The 25,542-nt window shown below is 69.5% G+C and carries 19 protein-coding genes; 15 read left to right on the top strand and 4 right to left on the bottom strand.

Translation table 11 applies throughout. The features are described 5' to 3' along the window. Window positions 1-57 precede the first annotated feature (57 nt). Genes G6N25_RS06005 through G6N25_RS05995 form a run of 3 tightly spaced genes read left to right on the top strand, consistent with a single transcriptional unit; the run spans window position 58 to window position 5,767 of the window. The gene (locus G6N25_RS06005) at window positions 58-4,230 is read left to right on the top strand and encodes a glycoside hydrolase family 38 N-terminal domain-containing protein (protein WP_083073984.1); all 4,173 of its coding nucleotides are present in this window, start codon (window positions 58-60) and stop codon (window positions 4,228-4,230) included. After that, complete coding sequence (locus G6N25_RS06000) at window positions 4,137-4,844, top strand: DUF7158 domain-containing protein (protein ID WP_142272619.1); 708 nt, start codon at window positions 4,137-4,139, stop codon at window positions 4,842-4,844. Before G6N25_RS06005 ends, G6N25_RS06000 begins: the two co-directional genes overlap by 94 nt. Beyond that, window positions 4,844-5,767, top strand: coding sequence for an ROK family protein (locus G6N25_RS05995; protein ID WP_083073982.1), 924 nt, complete (start codon window positions 4,844-4,846; stop codon window positions 5,765-5,767). The genes G6N25_RS06000 and G6N25_RS05995 overlap by 1 nt, the downstream gene beginning before the upstream one ends. Here the strand turns inward: G6N25_RS05995 and G6N25_RS05990 are convergent. Next, window positions 5,760-6,113, bottom strand: a complete 354-nt coding sequence (locus G6N25_RS05990; RefSeq protein ID WP_083073981.1) for a winged helix-turn-helix transcriptional regulator — start codon at window positions 6,111-6,113, stop codon at window positions 5,760-5,762. The genes G6N25_RS05995 and G6N25_RS05990 overlap by 8 nt on opposite strands. A gap of 81 nt (window positions 6,114-6,194) precedes the next feature. Here G6N25_RS05990 and G6N25_RS05985 point away from each other — a divergent pair, with 81 nt between their 5' ends. The 3 genes from G6N25_RS05985 to rplL all read left to right on the top strand — a co-directional run bounded on the left by G6N25_RS05985 (window position 6,195) and on the right by rplL (window position 8,198). Beyond that, on the top strand, window positions 6,195-6,635 hold the full coding sequence (locus G6N25_RS05985; RefSeq protein WP_083074028.1) for a DUF1772 domain-containing protein: 441 nt from the start codon (window positions 6,195-6,197) through the stop codon (window positions 6,633-6,635). 574 nt (window positions 6,636-7,209) lie between these two features. Continuing rightward, window positions 7,210-7,776 carry a 50S ribosomal protein L10 gene (gene rplJ / locus G6N25_RS05980; RefSeq protein WP_083073980.1) on the top strand — a complete coding sequence of 189 codons (567 nt, stop codon included), beginning with the start codon at window positions 7,210-7,212 and terminating at the stop codon, window positions 7,774-7,776. Between the two features lie 29 nt (window positions 7,777-7,805). Next, window positions 7,806-8,198: a 50S ribosomal protein L7/L12 gene (rplL, locus tag G6N25_RS05975; protein WP_083073979.1), complete on the top strand. Its 393-nt coding sequence runs from the start codon at window positions 7,806-7,808 to the stop codon at window positions 8,196-8,198. 57 nt (window positions 8,199-8,255) lie between these two features. Here the strand turns inward: rplL and G6N25_RS05970 are convergent, their stop codons facing one another. Next, a complete protein-coding gene (locus tag G6N25_RS05970) occupies window positions 8,256-8,948 on the bottom strand; it encodes a TetR/AcrR family transcriptional regulator (RefSeq protein ID WP_083074027.1) in 693 nt (230 codons plus the stop codon). A 71-nt stretch (window positions 8,949-9,019) separates the two neighbouring features. Between G6N25_RS05970 and G6N25_RS05965 the strand changes: the two genes are divergently transcribed. The 9 genes from G6N25_RS05965 to G6N25_RS05925 all read left to right on the top strand — a co-directional run bounded on the left by G6N25_RS05965 (window position 9,020) and on the right by G6N25_RS05925 (window position 24,657). Beyond that, window positions 9,020-10,501: a carotenoid oxygenase family protein gene (locus G6N25_RS05965; RefSeq protein WP_083073978.1), complete on the top strand. Its 1,482-nt coding sequence runs from the start codon at window positions 9,020-9,022 to the stop codon at window positions 10,499-10,501. Between the two features lie 182 nt (window positions 10,502-10,683). Continuing rightward, window positions 10,684-11,694 carry an ABC transporter ATP-binding protein gene (locus G6N25_RS05960; RefSeq protein WP_083073977.1) on the top strand — a complete coding sequence of 337 codons (1,011 nt, stop codon included), beginning with the start codon at window positions 10,684-10,686 and terminating at the stop codon, window positions 11,692-11,694. Between the two features lie 432 nt (window positions 11,695-12,126). Continuing rightward, window positions 12,127-15,666: a DNA-directed RNA polymerase subunit beta gene (rpoB, locus tag G6N25_RS05955; RefSeq protein ID WP_142272617.1), complete on the top strand. Its 3,540-nt coding sequence runs from the start codon at window positions 12,127-12,129 to the stop codon at window positions 15,664-15,666. A gap of 69 nt (window positions 15,667-15,735) precedes the next feature. Beyond that, on the top strand, window positions 15,736-19,686 hold the full coding sequence (locus tag G6N25_RS05950; protein WP_083073975.1) for a DNA-directed RNA polymerase subunit beta': 3,951 nt from the start codon (window positions 15,736-15,738) through the stop codon (window positions 19,684-19,686). 83 nt (window positions 19,687-19,769) lie between these two features. Further along, on the top strand, window positions 19,770-20,525 hold the full coding sequence (locus G6N25_RS05945; protein WP_083073974.1) for a deoxyribonuclease IV: 756 nt from the start codon (window positions 19,770-19,772) through the stop codon (window positions 20,523-20,525). A gap of 65 nt (window positions 20,526-20,590) precedes the next feature. Then, the gene (locus G6N25_RS05940) at window positions 20,591-22,219 is read left to right on the top strand and encodes an acyl-CoA dehydrogenase family protein (protein ID WP_083073973.1); all 1,629 of its coding nucleotides are present in this window, start codon (window positions 20,591-20,593) and stop codon (window positions 22,217-22,219) included. Between the two features lie 8 nt (window positions 22,220-22,227). Beyond that, complete coding sequence (locus G6N25_RS05935; protein WP_083073972.1) at window positions 22,228-23,166, top strand: crotonase/enoyl-CoA hydratase family protein; 939 nt, start codon at window positions 22,228-22,230, stop codon at window positions 23,164-23,166. A gap of 4 nt (window positions 23,167-23,170) precedes the next feature. Next, window positions 23,171-23,893 (top strand): PaaX family transcriptional regulator C-terminal domain-containing protein, encoded by a 723-nt coding sequence (locus G6N25_RS05930; RefSeq protein WP_083073971.1) that lies wholly within the window; start codon window positions 23,171-23,173, stop codon window positions 23,891-23,893. Then, window positions 23,890-24,657, top strand: a complete 768-nt coding sequence (locus G6N25_RS05925) for a crotonase/enoyl-CoA hydratase family protein (protein ID WP_083073970.1) — start codon at window positions 23,890-23,892, stop codon at window positions 24,655-24,657. Before G6N25_RS05930 ends, G6N25_RS05925 begins: the two co-directional genes overlap by 4 nt. Here G6N25_RS05925 and G6N25_RS05920 read toward each other — a convergent pair. Together G6N25_RS05920 and G6N25_RS05915 are read right to left on the bottom strand one after the other, a co-directional pair. Then, window positions 24,654-25,121, bottom strand: a complete 468-nt coding sequence (locus G6N25_RS05920; RefSeq protein WP_083073969.1) for a DUF3060 domain-containing protein — start codon at window positions 25,119-25,121, stop codon at window positions 24,654-24,656. The two genes, G6N25_RS05925 and G6N25_RS05920, sit on opposite strands and share 4 nt — an antisense overlap. 42 nt (window positions 25,122-25,163) lie before the next feature. Further along, window positions 25,164-25,538: a DUF3060 domain-containing protein gene (locus tag G6N25_RS05915; RefSeq protein WP_083073968.1), complete on the bottom strand. Its 375-nt coding sequence runs from the start codon at window positions 25,536-25,538 to the stop codon at window positions 25,164-25,166. Window positions 25,539-25,542 lie beyond the last annotated feature (4 nt).

The following is a 25,542-nucleotide window of genomic DNA, read 5'->3' as shown; positions in this document are numbered from 1 at the left end:
AACCGGGACGACCTCGACCCGATGCCGGGTTGGCTTTGCCCGCCGTAAGGTGCAGGGATGCAGGTGGTTTCGGCGGGCTCGACCGAGCTTTTCGTCGGGCCGCCGGACGCGCCGCTGCAGCTCGCGCGGGTCACCCTTGCCGGCCGCGCCGAGCCGGGGCCGGTCCGCATCGACGGCGACGGCCTGAGCGGGGAGGCCGTGGCCTCGGCCGGCCGGGCCCGTCACCAGGTCATCGAGGTTCCCGTCGCGGTGCAACGTCCCGTCATCGGCGAGCGGCGAAACGCGTGGGTGCAGGCCGGGCGGACCCGCACCCCGTTCGAGTTCACCGTCGCCGAGCCCGGGTGGACCATGTATATGGTCAGCCACTTTCACTACGACCCGGTCTGGTGGAACACGCAGGGCGCCTACACCAGCGAGTGGGCCGAAGATCCGCCCGGGCGGGCCCGGCAGACCAACGGCTTCGAACTGGTGCACGCGCACCTGGAAATGGCGCGCCGCGAACCCGAGTACAAGTTCGTGCTGGCCGAAGTGGATTACCTCAAGCCGTACTGGGACACCCGCCCCGAGGACCGCGCCGACCTGCGCCGGTTCATCGCGCAGGGCCGCGTCGAGGTGATGGGCGGCACCTACAACGAACCCAACACCAACCTGACCAGCCCGGAGACGACCATCCGAAACCTGGTGCACGGCATGGGCTTTCAGCATGACGTGCTGGGCGCCGACCCGGCCACCGCGTGGCAGCTCGACGTGTTCGGCCACGACCCGCAGTTTCCCGGGCTGGCCGCCGACGCCGGCCTGACGTCGAGCTCGTGGGCCCGGGGCCCGCACCACCAGTGGGGCCCGGCCCAGGGCGGGGTCGAGCGCATGCAGTTCTGCAGCGAGTTCGACTGGATCGCGCCGTCAGGCCGCGGCCTGTTGACCCACTACATGCCCGCGCACTACTCGGCGGGCTGGTGGATGGACTCGTCGACGTCGCTACAAGAGGCCGAGGACGCCACCTATGCGCTGTTCGATCAGCTCAAGAGGGTCGCGTTGACCCGCAACGTGTTGCTGCCGGTCGGCACGGACTACACGCCGCCGAACAAATGGGTCACCGCGATCCACCGCGACTGGGCCGCGCGGTACACCTGGCCGCGATTCGTGTGCGCGCTGCCGCGGGAGTTCTTCGCGGCGGTGCGCGCCGAGCTGGCGCGGGGCGGGCGGGTGCCGTCGCCGCAGACCCGCGACATGAACCCGATCTACACCGGCAAGGACGTCTCCTACATCGACACCAAGCAGGCCAACCGGGCCGCCGAGAACGCCGTGCTGGACGCCGAGCGCTTCGCCGTGTTCGCCGCCCTGATGACCGGCGCCGACTATCCGCAGGCCGCCCTCGCCAAGGCGTGGGTGCAGCTGGCCTACGGGGCCCACCACGACGCCATCACCGGCTCGGAGTCCGACCAGGTCTACCTCGACCTGCTGACCGGGTGGCGCGACGCGTGGGAGCTGGGCCGCGCGACCCGGGACAACGCGCTGGCGCTGCTGTCCGGCGCGATCGACTCGCCGGCCCAGGCCGTCGTGGTGTGGAACCCGCTGGCGCACCCCCGCACCGACGTCGTCACCACCCGGCTCGACCCGCCGCCCGGCGCGGGGGTGCGCGTGCTTGACGCCGACGGGGTCGAGGTGCCCGCGCACGTCGAGCACGCCGGGCGGTCGGTCACCTGGCTGGCGCGCGACGTGCCATCGCTGGGCTGGCGCGCCTACCGGCTGGAGCCCGCCGACAAAGCCTCCGGCTGGGAACCGGTGCCCGGGTCGGCGATCGCCAACGAGCACTACCGGCTGGAGGTTGACCCGGCCCGCGGCGGGGGCGTGTCGTCTCTGATCCAAGAGGGTCGCCAGCTGATCGCCGACGGCCGGGTGAGCAACGAGCTCGCCGTCTACGAGGAATACCCGTCGCACCCGGAGCAGGGGGAGGGCCCGTGGCACCTGCTGCCCAAGGGCCCGGTGGTGTGCTCGTCCGAATCCCGCGCCCGGGTGCGGGCCTACCACGGCCCGCTCGGTCAGCGGCTGGTCGTGACCGGCCGGATCGGCACGTTGCTGCGCTACACCCAGACCCTGACCCTGTGGCGCGGCGTGGCGCGGGTGGACTGCCGCACCACCATCGACGGCTTCACCGGCGCCGACCGCCTACTGCGGCTGCGCTGGCCGTGCTCGGTGCCCGGCGCCATGCCCGTCAGCGAGGTGGGCGACGCCGTCGTCGGGCGCGGCTTCGCCCTGCTGCACGACGGGACCCGCTCGGTGGACACCGCCCAACACCCGTGGACGCTGGACAACCCCGCCTACGGCTGGTTCGGCCTGTCCTCGGCGGTGCGGGTCCGGGTGGGTGACGCCGTCCGGGCGGTGTCGGTGGCCGAGGTGGTGTCGCCCGCCGAGGCGGCGTCCGGCCCGCTGGCGCGCGAGCTGATGGTCGCGCTGGTCCGCGCCGGCGTCACGGCCACCTGCAGCGGCGCCGACAAGCCGCGCTACGGCGACCTCGACGTCGACTCCAACCTGCCGGACGCGCGGATCGCGCTGGGCGGTCCCGCCCGCAACGGCTTCACCAAAACCGTTCTCGCCGAGGCGGACCCGGAGTACACCGCCGAACTCGACCGCCAGCTGTCGGAGACGGGCCGGGCCAGGGTCTGGGTGCCGGCCGCGACACCGCTGGCGGCCGCCTGGGTGCCGGGCGCCGACCTGCGCGCGCCGCGGGCGCTGCCCGTGCTGGTGATCGACGGCCGCGACGAGAAAACCCTGGCCGCCGCGATCGCGTCGGTGGTCGACGACCTGGGGGACGCCGAGATCGTGGTCACCCAGGAGGCGCCGCCGGGCGCGGAGCGCTTCGAGGCCCGCACCGTCGCGCTGCTCAACCGCGGCTTGCCCAGCTTCGCCGTCGACACCGACGGCACCCTGCACACCGCGCTGATGCGGTCCTGCACCGGCTGGCCGTCCGGCACCTGGATCGACGACCCGCGCCGCACCGCGCCCGACGGCTCCAACTTCCAACAGCAGCACTGGACACACGCCTTCGACTACGCGCTGGTCTCGGGGGACGGCGACTGGCGGCACGCCGAGATCCCCACCCGCGGCGCGCAGTTCTCCCACCCGCTGCTCGCCGTCCGCCCAAACCAACGACGCGGCACGCTGCCGCCGGCCGGATCGCTGCTGCGCGTGGAGCCCGCCGACGCGGTAGAGCTGGCGGCCCTCAAGGCGGCCGGCAACCCGCTGGCTGCGGGCAGCGCCCGGCCGGTCGACCCCGGCGCGGTGGCCCTGCGATTGGTGGAAACGAAGGGGACGCGCGCCCGCGTCGCGATCGACTGCCCGCTGGGCACGGTAGGCGGGCTCGAACTTGCCGACCTGCTGGAAAGGCCGCGCGGGCGCAAACGATCGATTGACCTGCACGGCTACCAGGTGGCCACCGTGCTGACCCGGCTCGAAATGTCCAGTGCGCTAGGCGGTTTCGCCGAGCCGGCCCCCAACGCCGAGGCCGCGCAACCGCTCTACGCGCGCTATTGGCTGCACAACCGCGGACCCGCGCCGCTCGGGGGGCTGCCGGCCGTCGCCCACCTGCACCCCCAACGGGTGACCGCCAAGCCGGGCAGCGAGGTGGCGTTGCGCCTCACCGCGGCCAGCGACTGCAGCGACGCCACGCTGGACGGCTCGGTGCAACTGGTGTGTCCCGACGCCTGGTCGGCCACGCCCGCCGAGCTGCCGTTCACCTTGTGCAGCGGCGAGCACCGGGAGGCCGACGTGGTCGTCACGATTCCCGCTCGCGCCAGACCCGGCCTGTACCCCGTCCGCGCCCAGCTCCTTATAACCGGGGACGACGTGCCGCCGGCGTGGCGCCAGGCGGTCGAAGATGTGTGCGTCGTCCAGGTCGGCGCGGCCCGCGGGGCGGAGCTGGTCCACCTCGTCGACGGGCCCGCGGACGTCGAGCTGGCCGCCGGCGAGACGGCCCGGCTGACCGTCACGGTCGGCACCCACGCCCGGGCCGACCTGGCGCTCGAGGCGCATCTGATCAGCCCGTGGGGCACGTGGGAGTGGATGGGGCCGCCCGCGCTCGGCGCGGTCCTGCCGGCCCGCGGCACGGTCGACCTCGGCTTCGACGTGACGCCACCGCCATGGCAGGACGCCGGCGAGTGGTGGGCCCTGGTCCGGGTGGGCTGCGCCGGGCGGCTGGTCTACTCACCGGCGGTGAAAGTGACCGTCACATGACCGCCCAGCTGGCCGCAACCGTTGCCGGCGTCCCGGTTTCCGTCGAGGAGGTCGACGCCGCCGAGGCGCGGCTGCGCGGCCGGGCGGGTGCGGCCGCGTTGCCGGCGAGCGGCACCGGCGAGGGCCGGCAACTGCGGCGCTGGCTCACCCAGCTGATCGTGACCCAGCGGGTGGTCGCCGCCGAGGCGGCCGCGCGCGGCCTGACCGCGCGGGACGCGCCGGCCGAGGCCGAGCTGCTGCCCGACGCGACGGCGCGGCTGGAAATCGGCAGCGTCGCCGCGGCCGCGCTGGCGGATCCGCGGGCGCGGGCGCTGTTCGCCGACGTCACCGCGGCCGTTCGGGTCAGCGACGACGACGTGGCCGCTTACCACGCCCGCAATCCGCTGCGGTTCGCCGCGCCGCGCGGCGGCCGCCACGGCTGGCGCGCCCCCTCACTCGACGGCCCACCGCTGGAAGAGGTGCGGTCGGCGATCGTCGAGCAGCTGCGGGGCGCCGCGCGGCGGCGCGCCTTCCGGGTGTGGCTGGACGCGCGACGCGCCGCGACGGTCCGGCTCGCTCCCGGCTACGAGCACCCGGGCGACCCGCGCCAGCCCGACAACACCCACCGCCACTGATGACCGCGCTGACGCTCTGCCTCGACATCGGCGGCACCAAGATCGCCGCCGGCCTGGCCGACCCCGGTGGCGCGCTGGTGCACACCGTGATCCAGCCGACGCCGACCGGCGTGGGCGCCGAGGAGGTCTGGGCCGCCGTCGCCGCGACGATCGCCGACGCGTTGCGCGCCGCCGACGGCGGGGTCGCCGCGGTGGGCATCGCGTCGGCCGGCCCCGTCGACCAGCACAGCGGAAGTGTCACCCCGATCAACATCCCGTCCTGGCAAGGTTTCCCGCTGCGGGACAGGGTCGCGGCTGTGGTGCCGGGCGTGCCGGGCGTGCCCGTGCGGCTCGCCGGCGACGGCGTGTGTATGGCGATGGGCGAGCACTGGCGTGGAGCCGGCCGTGGCGCCCGCTTTCTGCTGGGCATGGTGGTGTCCACCGGCGTGGGCGGCGGCTTGGTGCTCGACGGCCACCCCTACACCGGGCGCACCGGCAATGCCGGTCACGTCGGTCATGTGGTGGTCGAGCAGTACGGCCTGCCGTGTACGTGCGGCGGCCGCGGCTGCGTCGAGACCGTCGCGGCCGGGCCGTCGCTGGTGCGCTGGGCACGGGCCAACGGTTGGGCCGCACCGCCCGGCGCCGGCGCCAGGGACCTGGCCGCCGCCGCGACGGCGGGGGATCCCGTGGCGCGGCGCGCGTTTCGCCGGGGTGCCACCGCGCTCGCGGCGATGATCGCCTCGGTCGCCGCGGTGTGCGACCTCGACCTCGTCGTCCTCGGCGGCGGCGTCGCCAGCTCCGGACCCCTGCTCTTCGACCCATTGCACGCGGCGCTGGCCGACTATGCGCGGCTCGACTTTCTGGCCGGCCTGCGGGTGGTGCCGGCCGAACTCGGTGGCCAGGCCGGGTTGGTGGGCGCGGCCAGGCTCGCGGGGCTCAGTTAGCCCTCGTCGTAACCCCAATCGCATTGCGCTGCATGTGTTTTCGTCCCCAGTCGCACAGGCTGGACAGCACCGGCGCCAGCGTCGCGCCGTATTCGGAAATCGAATAGCGCACGCAGGGCGGCACCGTCCGGGCGTCATGGCGCTCGATGATCCCGGCGTCGACCAGCTCGTGCAGGTGCCTGATGAGCATCCGCTCGGTGATTCCCGGGATGCTGCGCCTTAGCTCGGCGGTCCGCATCGGCCCGTCGCTCAGCCGCCACAGGATCGTGCCCTTCCAGCGGCCGTCGATCACCGACAGCGCGGCGTCAATCGGGCAGTCGCCGACTTCCGTTTTTGACACGCCCATCGCAGCTCCCGGCCTCGTGCATATGCTGACTAATTTGTCAGTACCTTGATTTTTGTCAGCATAGCAGCCATGGTCGTTGCCATGGACCGCATGATCGATGCCCTTGCGATTGTGATCACCGGCTCGATGGTGGGTGCTGAGTTCGCAGTCGCCGCGTTCGCCAATCCGGTGCTGGCCCGGCTTCCCGACGACTCCTTCCGCGCGGCGCGCGGTGACGCCGGCCGGGTGCTGGGCAAGGTGATGCCGTTCTGGTACGCCGCCGCGCTGCTGCTGTTGGTGGCGGCCACCATCGCCGCATCCGGAGCCGCCCGCTGTTGGCTGTTGGGCATCGCGGCGGGACTGATGGCCGGCGTGGTGCTGCTGAGCGTGACGGTGCTGGTGCCGATCAACAATCGCATCGCGGCATGGCCGGCCGGCGGTGAGCCTTCCCGCCGGCTCGCGGCCCGGTGGGATCGTTTGCACTGGCTGCGGGTGGGGATCTTGGCGGTGCTCTTTGCCATATTGGCCGTCGCGGCCACCTAAATGGGACCAAGGATCGCTTGGGCCACACCCGTCATATCAGTCTCGGTGGGGGGCGACCGACGATAGGCGGGCACAACGTGTGTCCCTGTTTTCGGAAGGGACACGTGTGGCCGATGTGACTTAGAGCAGAGTTAAGTCGTCTTGCCAGTAAGTTCGTCGGGGTTGCTGCGAGAGGCCGCCCGCGCCGAGCCTGCGTCTGTAGCGCCGAGCCTGCGCCCAGGGCTAGCTTTTTCGGCTTTCCGTCGCCGCCACCGCAGTCTCGGCGCTCAATCAGTCGCAACGCCTCTCGAACAGGCCCCCGACCGACGGACCAGACCACCAGCGTGGCGAACGGTTTTGGCCGACCGCGGCGGTCAGGCTATTGTGGTTGCCGATCCACCGAAGACCGTCGGTCACCGAGAAATCGGTTGAAGGTCCGGGAACATCCCGGCGGCCCACGCAGGAGGACGAGGCATCACCGCCGGCGCACGCCGGCGAATCTCTACGCCCCGGCCCTTTCTGCGCCGGGGCGTTCGTCGTTCTTCGGTGATCACCAACGACAAATCGCACCCGAGCTTTCACCGAGGAGGCATGCATGGCCAGGGCTGACAAGGCCACCGCCGTTGCAGACATCGCGGAGCAGTTCAACGCCTCGACCGCGACCCTGATCACCGAATACCGCGGTTTGACGGTCGCCAACCTGGCCGAGCTGCGCCGGTCTCTGGCAGGGTCGGCCACCTACACCGTCGCCAAGAACACGCTGATCAAGCGGGCGGCTTCGCAAGCCGGGGTCGAGGGTCTCGACGAGCTGTTCGCCGGCCCGACGGCCATCGCGTTCGTCAGCGGGGAGCCGGTCGACGCCGCCAAGGCCATCAAGACCTTCGCCAAGGACAACAAGGCGCTGGTCATCAAGGGTGGCTACATGGACGGCCACCCGCTGACGGTCGCCGAGGTCGAGCGCATCGCGGACCTGGAGTCGCGCGAAGTGCTGCTGGCCAAACTGGCCGGCGCCATGAAGGGCAACCTCGCCAAGGCGGCCGGACTGTTCAACGCGCCCGCCTCGCAGGTCGCCCGCCTGGTGGCCGCGCTGCAGGAAAAGAAAGCCGCCGAGGGGCCAGCCGCCACGGAGGCGCCCACCGAAACCCCGGCTGAAGCCGAGTAACCCAACCACAAACCAGGAGGACCCACACCATGGCAAAAATGTCTACCGACGACCTGCTCGACGCCTTCAAGGAAATGACCCTGTTGGAGCTCTCGGACTTCGTCAAGAAGTTCGAGGAGACCTTCGAGGTGACCGCGGCCGCCCCGGTCGCCGTCGCCGCCGCCGGCCCCGCCGCCGGTGGTGCGCCCGCCGAGGCCGCCGAGGAGCAGTCCGAGTTCGACGTCATCCTCGAGGCCGCCGGCGACAAGAAGATCGGCGTCATCAAGGTGGTCCGCGAGATCGTCTCCGGCCTGGGCCTCAAGGAGGCCAAGGACCTGGTCGACGGCGCGCCCAAGCCGCTGCTGGAGAAGGTCGCCAAGGAGGCCGCCGAGGAGGCCAAGGCCAAGCTCGAGGCCGCCGGCGCCACCGTCACCGTCAAGTAGTCAGTTCGCGAAACCCCCGGAACGCCCCCGCGGCGTTCCGGGGGCTTTTGCGTCTGCTCACCCCAACACGGCCGACCGCAACGACTGCGTCACCCGCTCGGGCAAATCTCCCAGGGCGACAAGCAGATTCGACGTCATCGAACCGAGCACCGGCGCGACGGCCGCGCCGTCGCCGCCGTAATACCCGGCCAGTTCGAGCATCACAAACCCGTGAATCAACGCCCAGAACTGTGCCGCTACCGCCACGACCGTCGCGTCGTCATCCGCTGAACACGCCGTGATCCGGCCCGCCAGCGTCGATCGGTGCACCGGGCGCACCACGTTGGCGAAGCTGGGATAGTGCTGCTCGATCTCGGCGACCGTCAGCGTCAACACGTTGCGCACCGGCGCGTTGATGCCGTGGGCGCTGGTGCTGCCGAACATCAGCCGGTACATGTGCGGCCGCTCGATCGCGTAGCGCCGGTAGGCGGCGCCGGTGACGAATAAATCGGCGACCGGGTCGTCGGTCTGCGGCACCGTCAGCGCGGCGTCGAACTGTCGCAGGCCCTCCTCGGCGACCTCGGCGATCAGCCCCCGCATGCCCCCGAAGTGGGTGTACACGGCCATCGTCGAGGTCCCGGCGGCGCCGGCCACCCGGCGGGTCTGCAGCGCGTCGGGGCCGTGCTCGTCGAGCAGGCCGACGGCGGCGTGCAGCATCTCGCCACGAACATCACGAACACCGCGAACGTCGCGCTGAGTCTCCGAAGTCATCCTTGCCATCTTCCCACCGCCGGCGTACCGTTCCCATAACGACGAAATATCAATGTTATAGGAGGTCAGTCGTGACGTCCACGCAAACCACCCAATCCCGGAACCCGTACCTCGACGGCTTCCTGGCGCCGGTGGGCGCCGAAGTCACCGCGACCGATCTCACGGTCACCGGGCACATCCCCGAGCACCTCGACGGACGCTATCTGCGCAACGGACCCAACCCGGCCGCCGAGGTCGACCCCGCCACCTATCACTGGTTCAGCGGCGACGGCATGGTGCACGGGGTTGCGCTGCGCGACGGGCAGGCCCGCTGGTACCGCAACCGGTGGGTGCGCAGCCCCTCGGTGTGCGCCACCCTCGGCGAGCCGGCGCCGGCCCGGCTCGACCCGCGGGCCGGCATGCTCTCGCTGGGCGCCAACACCAACGTGTTGACCCACGCCGGGCGAACCCTGGCGCTGGTCGAGGCTGGCGTCGCCAACTACGAGCTGACCGACGAGCTGGACACCGTCGGGACGTGCGACTTCGACGGCACCCTGGCCGGCGGCTACACCGCTCATCCGCACCGCGATCCGCGCACCGGCGAATTGCACGCCGTGTCCTACTCGTTCGCCCGGGGGCGCACGGTCCAGTACTCGGTGATCGACACCCGGGGACGAGCCCGCCGGACGGTCGACATCGAGGTGTCCGGGTCGCCGATGATGCACGACTTCTCGCTGACCGACAAATATGTGGTGATCTACGACCTGCCGGTGACGTTCGACCCGGTGCAGGCGCTGCCGGCGAACGTGCCGCGCTGGCTGTCGCTGCCCGCCCGGCTGGTGATGCAGTCGCTGATCGGACGCGTCCGGGTCCCGAGCCCGATCAGCGCGATGATCAACCGCGACCCGACGCACTCCGACCGGATGCCGTACGCCTGGAACCCCGGCTATCCGGCGCGCATCGGGGTCATGCCCCGCGAAGGTGGGAACCGGGACGTGCGCTGGTTCGACATCGAACCCTGCTACGTCTACCACCCGCTCAACGCCTATTCCGAGATGCGTGATGGGGCCGAGGTTTTGGTGCTCGACGTGGTGCGCTACTCGCGGATGTTCGACCGCGATCGGCGCGGCCCCGGCGACACCCCGCCCACGCTGGACCGCTGGACCATCAACCTGACGACCGGCGCGGTGAGCACCGAATGCCGCGACGACCGCCCACAGGAATTCCCGCGGATCAACGAGGACCTGCTGGGTGGCCGGCACCGGTTCGGCTACACCGTCGGCGCACAGTTTTCGGGAGCCCCGTCCGCGCTGTACAAGCACGACTACGGGAACGGATCCAGCACGGCCGCCCCGCTGGACCCCGACGTTTTGATCGGCGAGATGTCTTTCGTGCCCAACCCCGCGGCCCGCGCCGAGGACGACGGCATCCTGATGGGCTACGGCTATCACCGCGGCCGCGACGAAGGCCAGCTGCTGCTGCTGGATGCCGCCACGCTCGAGTCGGTGGCCACCGTGCACCTGCCGCAGCGGGTACCGATGGGCTTTCACGGAAACTGGGCGCCCACTGGCTAATACGCGTCCGATACACGTGTCGAATGGCGTCGACCAGCCGCGACGCGGTCCGATCTCGGGCCGGCCAATTTTTGCCGGCGGTGGCGGGCAACCGTGATGCGGGCCGGCGGGCGTGCGCTACAGTGACTCATGCCACAGAAAAGGGCAGGTGGCGGGCACGAGTGTCGACGGAAGGATTCCCCATGGGCGTCGCTATCGAGGTGAAGGGACTAACCAAGTCCTTCGGCCCCTCGAGGATTTGGGAAGACGTGACGCTGGATATCCCCGCCGGGGAGGTCAGCGTCCTCCTGGGTCCGTCGGGTACCGGCAAGTCCGTGTTCCTGAAATCCCTGATCGGCCTGCTGCGGCCCGAACGCGGCTCGATCATGATCGACGGCACCGACATCCTGCAGTGTTCGGCCAAGGAGCTGTACGAGATCCGCACGCTGTTCGGCGTGATGTTCCAGGACGGCGCGCTGTTCGGTTCGATGAACCTCTTCGACAACGCCGCGTTCCCGCTGCGTGAGCACACCAAGAAGAAGGAAGGCGAGATCCGTGACATCGTCATGGAGAAGCTGAGCATGGTGGGCCTTGGCGGCGACGAGAAGAAGTTCCCCGGCGAGATTTCCGGCGGTATGCGCAAGCGCGCCAGCCTGGCCCGCGCCCTGGTGATGGACCCGCAGATCATCCTCTGCGACGAGCCGGACTCGGGCCTGGACCCCGTCCGCACCGCCTACCTGAGCCAGCTGATCCTCGACATCAACGCCCAGATCGACGCCACCGTGCTGATCGTCACGCACAACATCAACATCGCCCGCACCGTGCCGGACAACATGGGCATGTTGTTCCGCCGCAAGCTGGTCATGTTCGGGCCGCGGGAGGTGCTGCTGACCAGCGACGAGCCGGTCGTGCGGCAGTTCCTCAACGGGCGCCGCATCGGCCCGATCGGCATGTCCGAGGAGAAGGACGAGGCGACCATGGCCGAAGAGCAGGCTCTGCTCGACGCGGGTCACCGCGACGGCGGCGTCGAGGAAATCGAGGGAGTGCCGCCGCAGATCGTCGCGACGCCGGGGATGCCGGAGCGCAAAGCCGTCGCTCGGCGCCAGGCCCGGGTGCGCCAGATTCTGCACACGCTGCCCAAGGAGGCCCAGGCCGCGATCCTCGACGACCTCGAGGGCACCCACAAGTACCGGTCGCACGAGTTCGGCGGCTAGTAGCGCGCCGAACGCCCACCCCGCAGGAAGCAATGGCCCGAAAATTTTGCGATAACTTGGCCCAACTTGCCGCCCCGCCCTCTTGACGACACGGCGTAAACGGGTCAATCTGTTGGGCAGCATGTGTCTGCTCAGTGCGAGGAACGTCGAGATCGCCAGCCAGCGCCGACGTCCGTGGGCAGGAAGTTGTGGGTAGTTGAGGAATGCGCGGTCCTGCGCTATTGTTGGACGTTGCGCTGGCTACTTCCTGCCCACCTCACCCGCCACTTGACACCGTGGTCTTAGCCTGAGCCCCCTCTGCGGCCCAGCTATTTAGTTGCGCGCGTGAGATCCGGGCAGATCGTTCGCCGGCCTAACCGACAAGATTATTGCGGCGAACAGGCCGGTGTTCCCGGTTCCGGTGAGTCGCATGAGGTGCTGGAAGGATGCATCTTGGCAGATTCCCGCCAGAGCAAGACGGACACTACTTCTCAGCAGGGCCGCCCCAAAAATTCCACCAACAACTCGGTGCCCGGAGCGCCGAACCGGATCTCGTTCGCCAAGCTCCGCGAACCGCTTGAGGTTCCGGGGCTCCTTGACGTGCAGACCGACTCGTTCGAGTGGCTGATCGGCTCGCCGCGCTGGCGCGAGGCCGCCATAGCCCGCGGCGAGGGCGCCGGGGGGGCCAACCCGGTGGGCGGCCTGGAGGAGGTCCTCTACGAGCTGTCGCCGATCGAGGACTTCTCGGGCTCGATGTCGCTGTCGTTCTCCGACCCCCGCTTCGACGAGGTCAAGGCGCCGGTCGACGAGTGCAAAGACAAGGACATGACCTACGCGGCCCCGCTGTTCGTCACCGCGGAGTTCATCAACAACAACACCGGTGAGATCAAGAGCCAGACGGTGTTCATGGGTGACTTCCCGATGATGACCGAGAAGGGCACCTTCATCATCAACGGGACCGAGCGCGTCGTCGTCAGCCAGCTGGTGCGCTCGCCCGGCGTGTACTTCGACGAGACCATCGACAAGTCCACCGAGAAGACGCTGCACAGCGTCAAGGTGATTCCGAGCCGCGGCGCCTGGCTGGAGTTCGACGTCGACAAGCGCGACACCGTCGGCGTGCGCATCGACCGCAAGCGCCGTCAGCCGGTCACCGTGCTGCTCAAGGCGCTGGGCTGGACCACCGAGCGGATCACCGAGCGGTTCGGCTTCTCCGAGATCATGATGTCGACGCTGGAGAAGGACAACACCGCCGGCACCGACGAGGCGCTGCTGGACATCTACCGCAAGCTGCGCCCGGGCGAGCCGCCGACCAAGGAGTCGGCGCAGACCCTGCTGGAGAACCTGTTCTTCAAGGAGAAGCGCTACGACCTGGCCCGCGTGGGTCGCTACAAGGTCAACAAGAAGCTCGGGCTGCACGCCGGTGAGCCGATCACGAGCTCGACGCTGACCGAAGAGGACGTCGTCGCCACCATCGAATACCTGGTCCGCCTGCACGAGGGGCAGGCCACGATGACCGTCCCCGGCGGCGTCGAGGTGCCGGTGGAGACCGACGACATCGACCACTTCGGCAACCGCCGCCTGCGCACCGTCGGCGAGCTGATTCAGAACCAGATCCGGGTCGGCATGTCGCGGATGGAGCGCGTCGTCCGCGAGCGGATGACCACGCAGGACGTCGAGGCCATCACGCCGCAGACGCTGATCAACATCCGGCCGGTGGTTGCCGCGATCAAGGAGTTCTTCGGCACCAGCCAGCTCTCGCAGTTCATGGACCAGAACAACCCGCTGTCGGGCCTCACCCACAAGCGCCGCCTGTCGGCGCTGGGCCCGGGCGGCCTGTCGCGTGAGCGCGCCGGGCTGGAGGTCCGCGACGTGCACCCGTCGCACTACGGCCGGATGTGCCCGATCGAGACCCCGGAGGGTCCGAACATCGGGCTGATCGGCTCGCTGTCGGTGTACGCGCGGGTCAACCCGTTCGGGTTCATCGAGACGCCCTACCGCAAGGTGGTCGACGGTGTGGTGACCGACGAGATCGTGTACCTGACCGCCGACGAGGAGGACCGCCACGTCGTGGCGCAGGCCAACTCGCCGACGACGGAGTCGCCCGCCGGCCTGGTGTTCGCCGAGCCCCGCGTCCTGGTCCGCCGCAAGGCGGGCGAGGTCGAGTACGTGCCCTCGTCCGAGGTGGACTACATGGACGTCTCGCCGCGCCAGATGGTGTCGGTGGCCACCGCCATGATCCCGTTCCTCGAGCACGACGACGCCAACCGTGCCCTGATGGGCGCCAACATGCAGCGCCAGGCGGTTCCGTTGGTGCGCAGCGAGGCGCCGCTGGTGGGCACCGGCATGGAGTTGCGCGCGGCGATCGACGCCGGCGACGTGATCGTCGCGGAGAAGCCCGGGGTGATCGAGGAGGTGTCCGCCGACTACATCACCGTGATGGCCGACGACGGCACCCGGCGCACCTACCGGATGCGCAAGTTCGCCCGCTCCAACCACGGCACGTGCGCCAACCAGTCGCCGATCGTGGACTCCGGGGATCGCGTCGAGGCCGGCCAGGTCATCGCCGACGGTCCGTGCACCGAAAACGGCGAGATGGCGCTGGGCAAGAACCTGCTCGTGGCGATCATGCCGTGGGAGGGCCACAACTACGAGGACGCGATCATCCTGTCCAACCGCCTCGTCGAGGAGGACGTGCTGACCTCGATCCACATCGAGGAGCACGAGATCGACGCCCGCGACACCAAGCTGGGCGCCGAGGAGATCACCCGGGACATCCCGAACGTCTCCGACGAGGTCCTGGCCGACCTGGACGACCGCGGCATCGTGCGGATCGGCGCCGAGGTTCGCGACGGCGACATCCTGGTCGGCAAGGTCACCCCGAAGGGGGAGACCGAGCTGACCCCGGAGGAGCGGCTGCTGCGGGCGATCTTCGGTGAGAAGGCCCGCGAGGTCCGCGACACCTCGCTGAAGGTGCCGCACGGCGAATCCGGCAAGGTGATCGGCATCCGGGTGTTCTCCCGCGAGGACGACGACGAGCTGCCGGCCGGCGTCAACGAGCTGGTCCGCGTCTACGTGGCCCAGAAGCGCAAGATCTCCGACGGCGACAAGCTGGCCGGACGCCACGGCAACAAGGGCGTCATCGGCAAGATCCTGCCCGTCGAGGACATGCCGTTCCTCCCGGACGGCACCCCGGTGGACATCATCCTGAACACCCACGGTGTGCCGCGACGGATGAACATCGGCCAGATCCTGGAAACCCATCTCGGCTGGGTGGCCAAGTCCGGCTGGAAGGTCGACACCGGCAAGGGGGTTCCGGACTGGGCGGCCAACCTGCCCGAGGAGCTGCTGCACGCGGAGGCCGACGCCATCGTGTCGACACCGGTGTTCGACGGCGCCCAGGAGGGCGAGCTGCAGGGCCTGCTGTCGGCCACGCTGCCCAACCGCGACGGCGACGTGCTGGTCAACGGGGACGGCAAGGCGGTGCTCTTCGACGGCCGCAGCGGTGAGCCGTTCCCGTACCCGGTGACCGTTGGCTACATGTACATCATGAAGCTGCACCACCTGGTGGACGACAAGATCCACGCCCGCTCCACCGGCCCGTACTCGATGATCACCCAGCAGCCGCTGGGCGGTAAGGCGCAGTTCGGTGGCCAGCGGTTCGGCGAGATGGAGTGCTGGGCCATGCAGGCCTACGGCGCCGCCTACACGCTGCAGGAGCTGTTGACCATCAAGTCCGACGACACGGTCGGCCGCGTCAAGGTGTACGAGGCGATCGTCAAGGGCGAGAACATCCCGGAGCCGGGTATCCCCGAGTCGTTCAAGGTGCTGCTCAAGGAGCTGCAGTCGCTGTGCCTCAACGTCGAGGTGCTGTCCAGCGACGGCGCGGCGATCGAGCTGCGCGAGGGCGAGGACGAGGACCTGGAGCGGGCCGCGGCCAACCTGGGAATCAACTTGTCCCGCAATGAATCCGCGTCCGTTGAGGACCTGGCTTAGCCGCACACCCACCGCAGCTCAACCAAGCGTCTTATTGGTAACTAAACCCGCAAGGGGAAAGGGAGTTACGTGCTCGACGTCAACTTCTTCGATGAACTCCGCATCGGCCTGGCGACCGCGGAGGACATCAGGCAATGGTCTTACGGCGAGGTCAAGAAGCCGGAGACGATCAACTACCGCACGCTGAAGCCGGAGAAGGACGGCCTGTTCTGCGAGAAGATCTTCGGACCGACTCGCGACTGGGAGTGCTACTGCGGCAAGTACAAGCGCGTCCGCTTCAAGGGCATCATCTGCGAGCGGTGCGGCGTCGAGGTGACCCGCGCCAAGGTGCGCCGCGAGCGGATGGGCCACATCGAGCTGGCCGCGCCCGTCACGCACATCTGGTACTTCAAGGGCGTGCCGTCGCGGCTGGGATACCTGCTCGACCTCGCCCCGAAGGACCTCGAGAAGATCATCTACTTCGCCGCGTACGTGATCACGTCGGTTGACGACGAGATGCGGCACAACGAGCTGTCGACGCTCGAGGCCGAGATGATGGTGGAGCGCAAGGGCGTTGAGGATCAGCGCGACGCCGAGCTGGAGGCCCGCGCGCAGAAGCTGGAGGCCGACCTGGCCGAGCTGGAGGCCGAGGGCGCGAAGGCGGACGCCCGGCGGAAGGTTCGGGACGGCGGCGAGCGGGAGATGCGCCAGCTCCGCGACCGCGCGCAGCGCGAGCTGGACCGGCTGGAGGACATCTGGACCACGTTCACCAAGCTGGCCCCCAAGCAGCTGATCGTCGACGAGAACCTGTACCGCGAGCTCGTCGACCGCTACGGCGAGTACTTCACCGGCGCCATGGGCGCGGAGTCGATCCAGAAGCTGATCGAGAACTTCGACATCGACGCCGAGGCCGACTCGTTGCGGGACGTCATCCGAAACGGCAAGGGGCAGAAGAAGCTTCGCGCCCTCAAGCGGCTCAAGGTGGTCGCCGCCTTCCAGCAGTCCGGCAACTCGCCGATGGGCATGGTGCTCAACGCCGTCCCGGTGATCCCGCCGGAGCTGCGCCCGATGGTGCAGCTCGACGGTGGCCGGTTCGCGACCAGCGACCTCAACGACCTGTACCGCCGGGTGATCAACCGCAACAACCGGCTCAAGAGGCTGATCGACCTCGGCGCGCCCGAGATCATCGTCAACAACGAGAAGCGGATGCTGCAGGAGTCCGTGGACGCGCTGTTCGATAATGGACGCCGGGGTCGCCCGGTGACCGGGCCGGGCAACCGCCCGCTGAAGTCGCTGTCGGATCTGCTCAAGGGCAAGCAGGGCCGGTTCCGCCAGAACCTGCTCGGCAAGCGCGTCGACTACTCCGGCCGCAGCGTCATCGTGGTCGGTCCGCAGCTCAAGCTGCACCAGTGCGGCCTGCCGAAGCTGATGGCGCTGGAGCTGTTCAAGCCGTTCGTGATGAAGCGGCTGGTCGACCTCAACCACGCGCAGAACATCAAGAGCGCCAAGCGCATGGTGGAGCGCCAGCGTCCCCAGGTGTGGGACGTGCTCGAAGAGGTCATCGCCGAGCACCCGGTGCTATTGAACAGGGCACCGACGCTCCACAGATTGGGCATCCAGGCCTTCGAGCCGATGCTGGTGGAGGGCAAGGCGATTCAGCTGCACCCGCTGGTGTGTGAGGCGTTCAACGCCGACTTCGACGGCGACCAGATGGCCGTGCACCTGCCGCTTTCGGCGGAGGCGCAGGCCGAGGCCCGCATCCTGATGCTGTCTTCCAACAACATCCTGTCGCCGGCGTCCGGCCGCCCGTTGGCCATGCCGCGACTGGACATGGTGACCGGGCTGTACTACCTGACGACCGAGGTCGAGGGCGACAAGGGCGAATACGTTGCGGCGGCGAAGGACACCCCGGAGACGGGCGTGTACTCCTCGCCGGCCGAGGCGATCATGGCGGCCGACCGCGGCGTGCTCTCGGTGCGGGCCAAGATCAAGGTCCGGCTGACGCAGCTGCGTCCGCCCGCCGCGATCGAGGCCGAGCTGTTCGGCGCCAACGGCTGGCAGCCGGGCGAGCCGTGGATGGCCGAGACCACGCTGGGCCGGGTGTTGTTCAACGAGCTGCTGCCGCACGGCTATCCGTTCGTGAACAAGCAGATGCACAAGAAGGTGCAGGCCGCCATCATCAACGACCTGGCCGAGCGCTACCCGATGATCGTCGTCGCGCAGACCGTCGACAAGCTCAAGGACGCCGGCTTCTACTGGGCGACCCGCAGTGGTGTGACGGTCTCCATGGCCGACGTGTTGGTTCCGCCGCGCAAGAAGGAGATCCTCGACCAGTACGAGGACCGGGCCGACAAGGTCGAAAAGCAGTTCCAGCGTGGCGCTTTGAACCACGAGGAGCGCAACGAGGCCTTGGTGGAGATTTGGAAGGAAGCCACCGACGAGGTCGGTCAGGCGCTGCGCGAGCACTACCCCAGCGACAACCCGATCATCACGATCGTCGACTCGGGTGCCACGGGTAACTTCACCCAGACCCGGACGCTGGCCGGCATGAAGGGCCTGGTGACCAACCCGAAGGGTGAGTTCATCCCGCGCCCGGTCAAGTCGTCGTTCCGCGAGGGCCTGACCGTGCTGGAGTACTTCATCAACACCCACGGCGCCCGAAAGGGCTTGGCGGACACCGCGTTGCGCACCGCCGACTCCGGGTACCTGACCCGCCGTCTGGTGGACGTGTCGCAGGACGTCATCGTCCGCGAACACGACTGCCAGACCGAGCGCGGCATCGTCGTCGAGCTGGCCGAGCGCGCGCCAGACGGCACGCTGATCCGCGACCCGTACATCGAAACCTCGGCGTACGCGCGGACTTTGGGCACCGACGCGGTCGACGAGGCCGGCAACGTCGTCGTCGCTCGCGGCGAGGACCTGGGCGACCCGGAGATCGACGCCCTGCTGGCGGCGGGCATCACGCAGGTCAAGGTGCGCTCGGTGCTGACGTGCGCCACCGGCACGGGCGTGTGCGCCACCTGCTACGGGCGGTCCATGGCCACCGGCAAGCTGGTCGACATCGGCGAGGCCGTCGGCATCGTGGCCGCGCAGTCCATCGGTGAGCCCGGCACGCAGCTGACCATGCGGACCTTCCACCAGGGTGGTGTCGGTGAGGACATCACCGGCGGTCTGCCGCGGGTGCAGGAGCTGTTCGAGGCCCGCGTCCCGCGCGGCAAGGCGCCGATCGCCGACGTCACCGGGCGGGTCCGTCTCGAGGAGGGCGAGCGCTTCTACAAGATCACCATCGTTCCCGACGACGGGGGCGAGGAGGTCGTGTACGACAAGCTCTCCAAGCGGCAGCGGCTCCGCGTGTTCAAGCACGACGACGGCTCCGAGGGGGTGCTGTCCGACGGCGACCACGTCGAGGTGGGCCAGCAGCTGATGGAGGGCTCGGCCGACCCGCACGAGGTGCTGCGCGTGCAGGGCCCCCGCGAGGTGCAGATCCACCTGGTCCGCGAGGTCCAGGAGGTCTACCGCGCCCAGGGTGTGTCGATCCACGACAAGCACATCGAGGTGATCGTTCGCCAGATGCTGCGCCGCGTCACCATCATCGACTCGGGCGCGACGGAGTTCCTGCCCGGCTCGCTGATCGAGCGTGCGGGGTTCGAGTCGGAGAACCGCCGGGTGGTGGCCGAGGGCGGCGAGCCCGCCGCCGGTCGTCCGGTGCTGATGGGTATCACGAAGGCGTCGCTGGCCACCGACTCGTGGCTCTCGGCGGCGTCGTTCCAGGAGACCACACGCGTGCTGACCGATGCGGCGATCAACTGCCGCAGCGACAAGCTCAACGGTCTGAAGGAGAACGTGATCATCGGCAAGCTGATCCCGGCCGGCACCGGGATCAACCGCTACCGCAACATCCAGGTGCAGCCCACCGAGGAGGCCCGCGCCGCGGCGTACACGATCCCGTCGTACGAGGATCACTACTACAGCCCGGACTTCGGCCAGGCCACCGGGGCCGCGGTCCCGCTGGACGACTACGGGTATTCCGACTACCGCTAAGTAGCGCGAGCAGACGCAGACTCGCACGCCAGGTGCCCTGGCGGTGCGAGTCTGCGTCTGCTCGCCGCACTAGACTGGCCGACGTGCTCATCGGTTCCCACGTCCGCAACGACGATCCCCTGGCCGCCGCCCAGGCGGACGGCGCCGATGCGGTGCAGTTCTTCCTCGGCAATCCGCAGAGCTGGAAGAAGCCGAAGCCGCGCGACGACGCCGAGACGCTGAAGGCCGCGACCCTGCCGCTGTACGTCCACGCGCCGTACCTGATCAACGTGGCGTCGGCCAACAACCGCATCCGCATCCCGTCGCGCAAGATCCTGCAGGACACCTGCGACGCCGCCGCGGCCATCGCCGCGACGGCGGTGATCGTGCACGGCGGCCACGCCGACGACAACGACATGGACGCCGGCTTCGAACGCTGGGTCAAGGCGCTGGACTACCTCGACACCGATGTGCGGGTGTATCTGGAGAACACCGCGGGCGGCGACCACGCGATGGCCCGCCACTTCGACACCATCGGCAGGCTCTGGGATCACATCGGCGACAAGGGAATTGGCTTCTGCCTGGACACCTGCCACGCGTGGGCCGCGGGCGAGGAGCTGATCGACGCGGTCGACCGGATCAAGGCCCTGACCGGCCGCATCGACCTGGTGCACTGCAACGACTCGAGGGACGCGGCGGGCTCGGGCGCCGACCGGCACGCCAACTTCGGCACCGGTCAGATCGATCCGGAGCTGCTCGTCGCGGTCGTCGAGGCCGCCGACGCGCCCGTCATCTGCGAAACCGCCGACGAGGGCCGCAAGGACGACATCGCGTTTCTGCGCGAAAAGACCGGCGGCTGAGGCCGGGCACCCGCACCGGCGTTACAGCTCTTGTGCGGTTGTCGAAAAAATGTAACATTGACACCATGCCAGATACACATGTCGTCACCAACCAGGTTCCGCCGCTGGAGAACTACAACCCCGCGACATCCGCCGTGCTCGTCGAGGCCCTGATCCGCGAGGGCGGGCAGTGGGGCCTCGAAGAGGTGAATGAGGTTGGGGCGCTTGCGGGCACCCGCGAAGCCCAGCGGTGGGGTGAGCTCGCCGACCGCAACCGGCCCATCCTGCACACCCATGACCGCTACGGGCATCGCATCGACGAGGTGGAGTACGACCCGGCCTACCACGAGCTGATGCGCGCGGCGATCGCCCATGGCATCCACGCGGCGCCGTGGGCCGACGACCGGCCGGGTGCGCACGTGGTGCGGGCCGCCAAGATGTCGGTCTGGAACGTCGAGCCCGGGCACACCTGCCCCATCTCGATGACGTACGCCGTCGTCCCGGCGCTGCGCTTCAACCCCGAACTGGCAAAGGTCTACGAGCCGCTGCTGACCAGCCGCACCTACGACCCGGAGCTGAAGCCGGCCACCGCGAAGGCCGGCATCACCGCGGGCATGTCGATGACCGAGAAGCAGGGCGGCTCCGACGTGCGCGCCGGCACCACGCAGGCGACCCCGAACGCTGATGGCAGCTACAGCCTGACCGGCCACAAGTGGTTCACCTCGGCGCCGATGTGCGACATCTTCCTGGTGCTCGCCCAGGCGCCGGGCGGGCTGTCCTGTTTCCTGCTGCCGCGGATCCTGCCCGACGGCACCCGCAACCGAATGTTCCTGCAGCGGCTCAAGGACAAGCTCGGCAACCACGCCAACGCCTCCAGCGAGGTCGAATACGACGGCGCCACAGCGTGGTTGGTCGGCGAGGAGGGCCGCGGCGTCCCGACCATCATCGAGATGGTCAACCTCACCCGGCTGGACTGCACCCTGGGCAGCGCCACCAGCATGCGCACCGGCCTGACCCGCGCCATCCACCACGCCCAGCACCGAAAGGCCTTCGGCGCCTACCTGATCGACCAGCCGCTGATGCGCAACGTGCTGGCCGACCTGGCGGTCGAGGCCGAGGCGGCGACCATCGTCGCGATGCGGATGGCCGGCGCCACCGACAACGCGCTGCGCGGAGACCAGAAGGAGGCGCTGCTGCGCCGCATCGGCCTGGCGGCCAGCAAGTACTGGGTGTGCAAGCGCGCCACCCCGCACGCCGCCGAGGCGCTGGAATGCCTGGGCGGCAACGGCTATGTCGAGGACTCGGGCATGCCGCGGCTGTTCCGCGAGGCGCCGCTGATGGGCATCTGGGAGGGTTCGGGCAATGTCAGCGCGCTGGATACCTTGCGCGCCATGGCAACTCGCCCCGAATGCGTCGACGTGCTGTTCGATGAGCTGGCCGAGGCCGCGGGCCAGGATCCGCGGCTGGGCGGACACGTCGAGCGGCTGCGGCGCGACCTGGCCGACCTGGACACTATCGCCTACCGCGCGCGCAAGGTCGCCGAGGACATCAGCCTGGCGCTGCAGGGAGCGCTGCTGGTGCGTCACGGGCATCCCGCCGTCGCCGAGGCCTTCCTGACCACCCGCCTCGACGGCCGGTGGGGTGGGGCGTTCGGCACCATGCCGACCGGGCTGGACTTGGCGCCCATCCTCGAGCGTGCCCTGGTAAAGGGCTGAGCGCCAACGTGACTCACGCGATCAGGCCCGTCGATTTCGACAACCTGAAAACGATGACCTACGAGGTCACCGACCGGGTTGCGCGGATCACTTTCAACCGGCCGGAGAAGGGCAACGCGATCGTCGCGGACACCCCGCTGGAGCTCTCGGCGCTGGTGGAGCGTGCCGACCTCGATCCCAACGTGCACGTCATCCTGGTGTCCGGCCGTGGCGAGGGATTCTGCGCGGGCTTCGACCTGTCCGCCTACGCCGACGGCTCCGGCTCGGCCGGCGGTACCGGGGCATACAAGGGCACCGTGCTGGACGGTAAGACCCAGGCCATCAACCACTTCGCGAATCAGCCGTGGGACCCGATGATCGACTACCAGATGATGAGCCGGTTCGTGCGCGGGTTCTCCAGCCTGATGCACGCCGACAAGCCGACGGTGGTCAAGATCCACGGCTACTGCGTGGCCGGCGGCACCGACATCGCGCTGCACGCCGACCAGGTGATCGCCGCCGCCGACGCCAAGATCGGCTACCCGCCGACCCGGGTGTGGGGCGTCCCGGCGGCGGGGCTGTGGGCGCACCGGCTCGGCGACCAGCGCGCCAAACGCCTGCTGCTGACCGGGGATTGCATCACCGGCGCGCAGGCCGCCGAATGGGGCCTGGCGGTCGAGGCGCCGGACCCGGAGGACCTCGACGAGCGCACCGAGCGGCTGGTGCAGCGCATCGCGGCGGTGCCGGTCAACCAGCTGATCATGGTCAAGCTCGCGCTGAATTCCGCTCTGCTGCAACAGGGCGTGGCCACCAGCAGGATGGTCGGCACCCTGTTCGACGGTGTCGCCCGGCACACGCCCGAGGGGCACGCCTTCGTCGCCGACGCCGTCGAGCACGGCTTCCGGGAGGCGGTCCGGCACCGCGACGAGCCGTTCGGCGATTACGGCCGCCGGGCGTCGGAGGTATAAACCGATGCCCAGCATGACGGCGCGGTCGGTGGTGCTCAGCGTGCTGCTCGGCGCCCACCCGGCATGGGCCACCGCCGGCGAATTGATCAGGCTGACCGCCGATTTCGGCATCAAGGAAACGGCGCTGCGGGTCGCGCTGACCCGCATGGTCAGTGCCGGCGACCTGATCCGCTCCGCCGACGGCTACCGGCTCTCGGACCGGCTGCTGGCGCGCCAGCGTCGGCAGGACGATGCCATGCACCCGCGAACCCGGGCCTGGCGCGGCGACTGGATCGTGCTGATCGTCACCAGCGTGGGCACCGACGCCCGTACCCGGGCCGCACTGCGAACCACCCTGCACGACAAGCGCTTTGGCGAGCTACGCGAGGGCGTGTGGATGCGGCCCGACAACCTCGACCCGGGCCTGGGCCCCGACATCGCGGACCGCGTGCGGGTGCTCAAGGCTCGCGACGAGGCGCCCGCTCAGCTGGCCGGCGAGCTCTGGGATCTGCGGGCGTGGGCCGAGACCGGGCACCGCCTGCTCGACGAGATGCCGGCCGCCCCCGACGTTCCCGGCCGGTTTGTGGTGGCCGCGGCGATGGTGCGCCACCTGCTCGCCGACCCCGTGCTGCCCGACGAACTGTTGCCCGCCGACTGGCCCGGCGCCCGGCTGCGCGCCGCCTACCATGGCTTCGCGACCGAACTGCTCGAACGACGCGAACCAACCCGACTCGTGGAGGCGACATGAGCGATCCGGTGCGTGTGGAGCGCAACGGCCCGGTGACCACGGTGATCCTCGACCGGCCCGCGGCGCGCAACGCCGTCAACGGCCCGACGGCCGCGGCGCTGTACGCCGCGTTCGAGGAGTTCGACCGCGACGACGGCGCCTCGGTGGCCGTGCTGTGGGGTGATGGCGGAACCTTTTGCGCCGGAGCCGATTTGAAGGCCTTCGGCACACCCGATGCCAACGCCGTGTACCGGACGGGCCCGGGTCCGATGGGGCCGACGCGGATGGTGCTGTCCAAACCGGTGATCGCCGCGGTCAGCGGCCACGCCGTCGCGGGCGGTCTGGAGTTGGCGTTGTGGTGCGATCTGCGAGTCGCCGAACAGGACGCCGTGTTCGGGGTGTTCTGCCGCCGCTGGGGGGTGCCGCTCATCGACGGCGGCACGGTGCGGCTGCCGCGGCTGATCGGGCAGAGCCGCGCGATGGACATGATTCTCACCGGCCGTGCCGTGGCGGCCGACGAGGCGTTGGCGATGGGGCTGGCGAATCGGGTGGTGCCCAAAGGGCAAGCCCGCCAGGCGGCGGAGGAATTGGCGGCCCAGCTCGCGGCGCTGCCGCAGCAGTGCATGCGGTCGGATCGGCTGTCGGCGCTAAGGCAGTGGGGGATGCCGGAACCGGAGGCCATCGACGCCGAATTCGCCAGCATTTCACGGGTCGCCGCCGAGGCGCAGGAAGGGGCGGGGCGGTTCGCCGCGGGCGCCGGCCGCCACGGCGCGCCCGCGAATTAGCCCTTGTTGATGGTGTTGCCCGAGCCGAGGTTGTCGACCTTGGGGTCGCCGTCCTTGTAGGTGATGGTGTTGTCGAGCCCCACCACGCTGATGCGCGTGTCGACCTTGTCGAAGGTGATCTTGTTGTTCGCGCCGCCGATGGTCGCCGTCGCGCAGGTGCCGGTGACGGTCAGCGTGTTGTTGGAGCCGCCCACGTTCAGCGATTTGCCGTTGGCGCAATCAAGGGTGGCCGTGGTTCCCATCGACCCGTAGTTCAGCGTGTTCCCGATCTCGACGGACGCGGTGGTGCTGGCGCCGCCCGTGCTCGTTGGCGCGGCCCCGGCGCTCGTGGTCGCGGTCGTGCCGCTCGTCGTCGCCGTCGACCCGCCGGGTGGGTTGGCCGTCGAACTGCAGCCCGCCAGCACCAGGGCCGCGAGGGCGACCGCGGTCAGCCGGGACGGGTGGTCGGTGATGTGGGCGCGCATTGCTCCTGATCCCCTCGGTCGGTCGTGGCCGGTCCCCGCGTCTCAGCCCACCTGCTGGAGCCGGTTGGTCATGCCCAGTTCACGGCCGCGGTCCCAGATGAACGGCGAACCGCCGCGGTAGAACACGGTCTGATCCCAGCCGTAAGCCGTGATGTCGTGCGTGACCGCGTCGGCGATGACGGTGTTGGACGAGCCCATGACCGTCACCGCCCAGCAGTTGCCCTTGGCGGTGATGACGTTCGCGGTGCCGTTGACGATCAGGGTCGCATCGTTGCAGTCCAGCGTTTGCTCGATGCCCTGGCCGGTGATGTGGGTGTCGCCGTTCTTGGCGTGCGCGGACGGCGGCGGGGCGGCGGCGGTAGCAGCGATGACGATGGCACAGGTTGCCAGCGGCCCGGCGACGGTTGTCCAGTTCACTGCG

The sequence above is a fragment of the Mycobacterium heidelbergense genome (assembly GCF_010730745.1).
In the GTDB taxonomy this organism is placed as follows: Bacteria; Actinomycetota; Actinomycetes; order Mycobacteriales; family Mycobacteriaceae; genus Mycobacterium; species Mycobacterium heidelbergense.
The sequence above is the reverse complement of the archived record's forward strand: the minus strand, read 5'-3'. Positions and strand labels throughout refer to the sequence as shown.

Excerpts from the sequence above, each read along its gene's own strand:
- G6N25_RS05925 (WP_083073970.1), top strand. The coding sequence starts at position 23,890 with ATGAGCGATCCGGTGCGTGTGGAGCGCAACGGCCCGGTGACCACGGTG.
- G6N25_RS05920 (WP_083073969.1), bottom strand. The coding sequence starts at position 25,121 with ATGCGCGCCCACATCACCGACCACCCGTCCCGGCTGACCGCGGTCGCC.
- G6N25_RS05940 (WP_083073973.1), top strand. The coding sequence starts at position 20,591 with ATGCCAGATACACATGTCGTCACCAACCAGGTTCCGCCGCTGGAGAAC.
- G6N25_RS05990 (WP_083073981.1), bottom strand. The coding sequence starts at position 6,113 with ATGGGCGTGTCAAAAACGGAAGTCGGCGACTGCCCGATTGACGCCGCG.
- G6N25_RS05960 (WP_083073977.1), top strand. The coding sequence starts at position 10,684 with ATGGGCGTCGCTATCGAGGTGAAGGGACTAACCAAGTCCTTCGGCCCC.
- rplL (WP_083073979.1), top strand. The coding sequence starts at position 7,806 with ATGGCAAAAATGTCTACCGACGACCTGCTCGACGCCTTCAAGGAAATG.
- G6N25_RS05995 (WP_083073982.1), top strand. The coding sequence starts at position 4,844 with ATGACCGCGCTGACGCTCTGCCTCGACATCGGCGGCACCAAGATCGCC.
- G6N25_RS05930 (WP_083073971.1), top strand. The coding sequence starts at position 23,171 with ATGCCCAGCATGACGGCGCGGTCGGTGGTGCTCAGCGTGCTGCTCGGC.
- rplJ (WP_083073980.1), top strand. The coding sequence starts at position 7,210 with ATGGCCAGGGCTGACAAGGCCACCGCCGTTGCAGACATCGCGGAGCAG.
- G6N25_RS06005 (WP_083073984.1), top strand. The coding sequence starts at position 58 with ATGCAGGTGGTTTCGGCGGGCTCGACCGAGCTTTTCGTCGGGCCGCCG.
- G6N25_RS06000 (WP_142272619.1), top strand. The coding sequence starts at position 4,137 with ATGGCAGGACGCCGGCGAGTGGTGGGCCCTGGTCCGGGTGGGCTGCGC.
- G6N25_RS05970 (WP_083074027.1), bottom strand. The coding sequence starts at position 8,948 with ATGACTTCGGAGACTCAGCGCGACGTTCGCGGTGTTCGTGATGTTCGT.
- G6N25_RS05985 (WP_083074028.1), top strand. The coding sequence starts at position 6,195 with ATGGACCGCATGATCGATGCCCTTGCGATTGTGATCACCGGCTCGATG.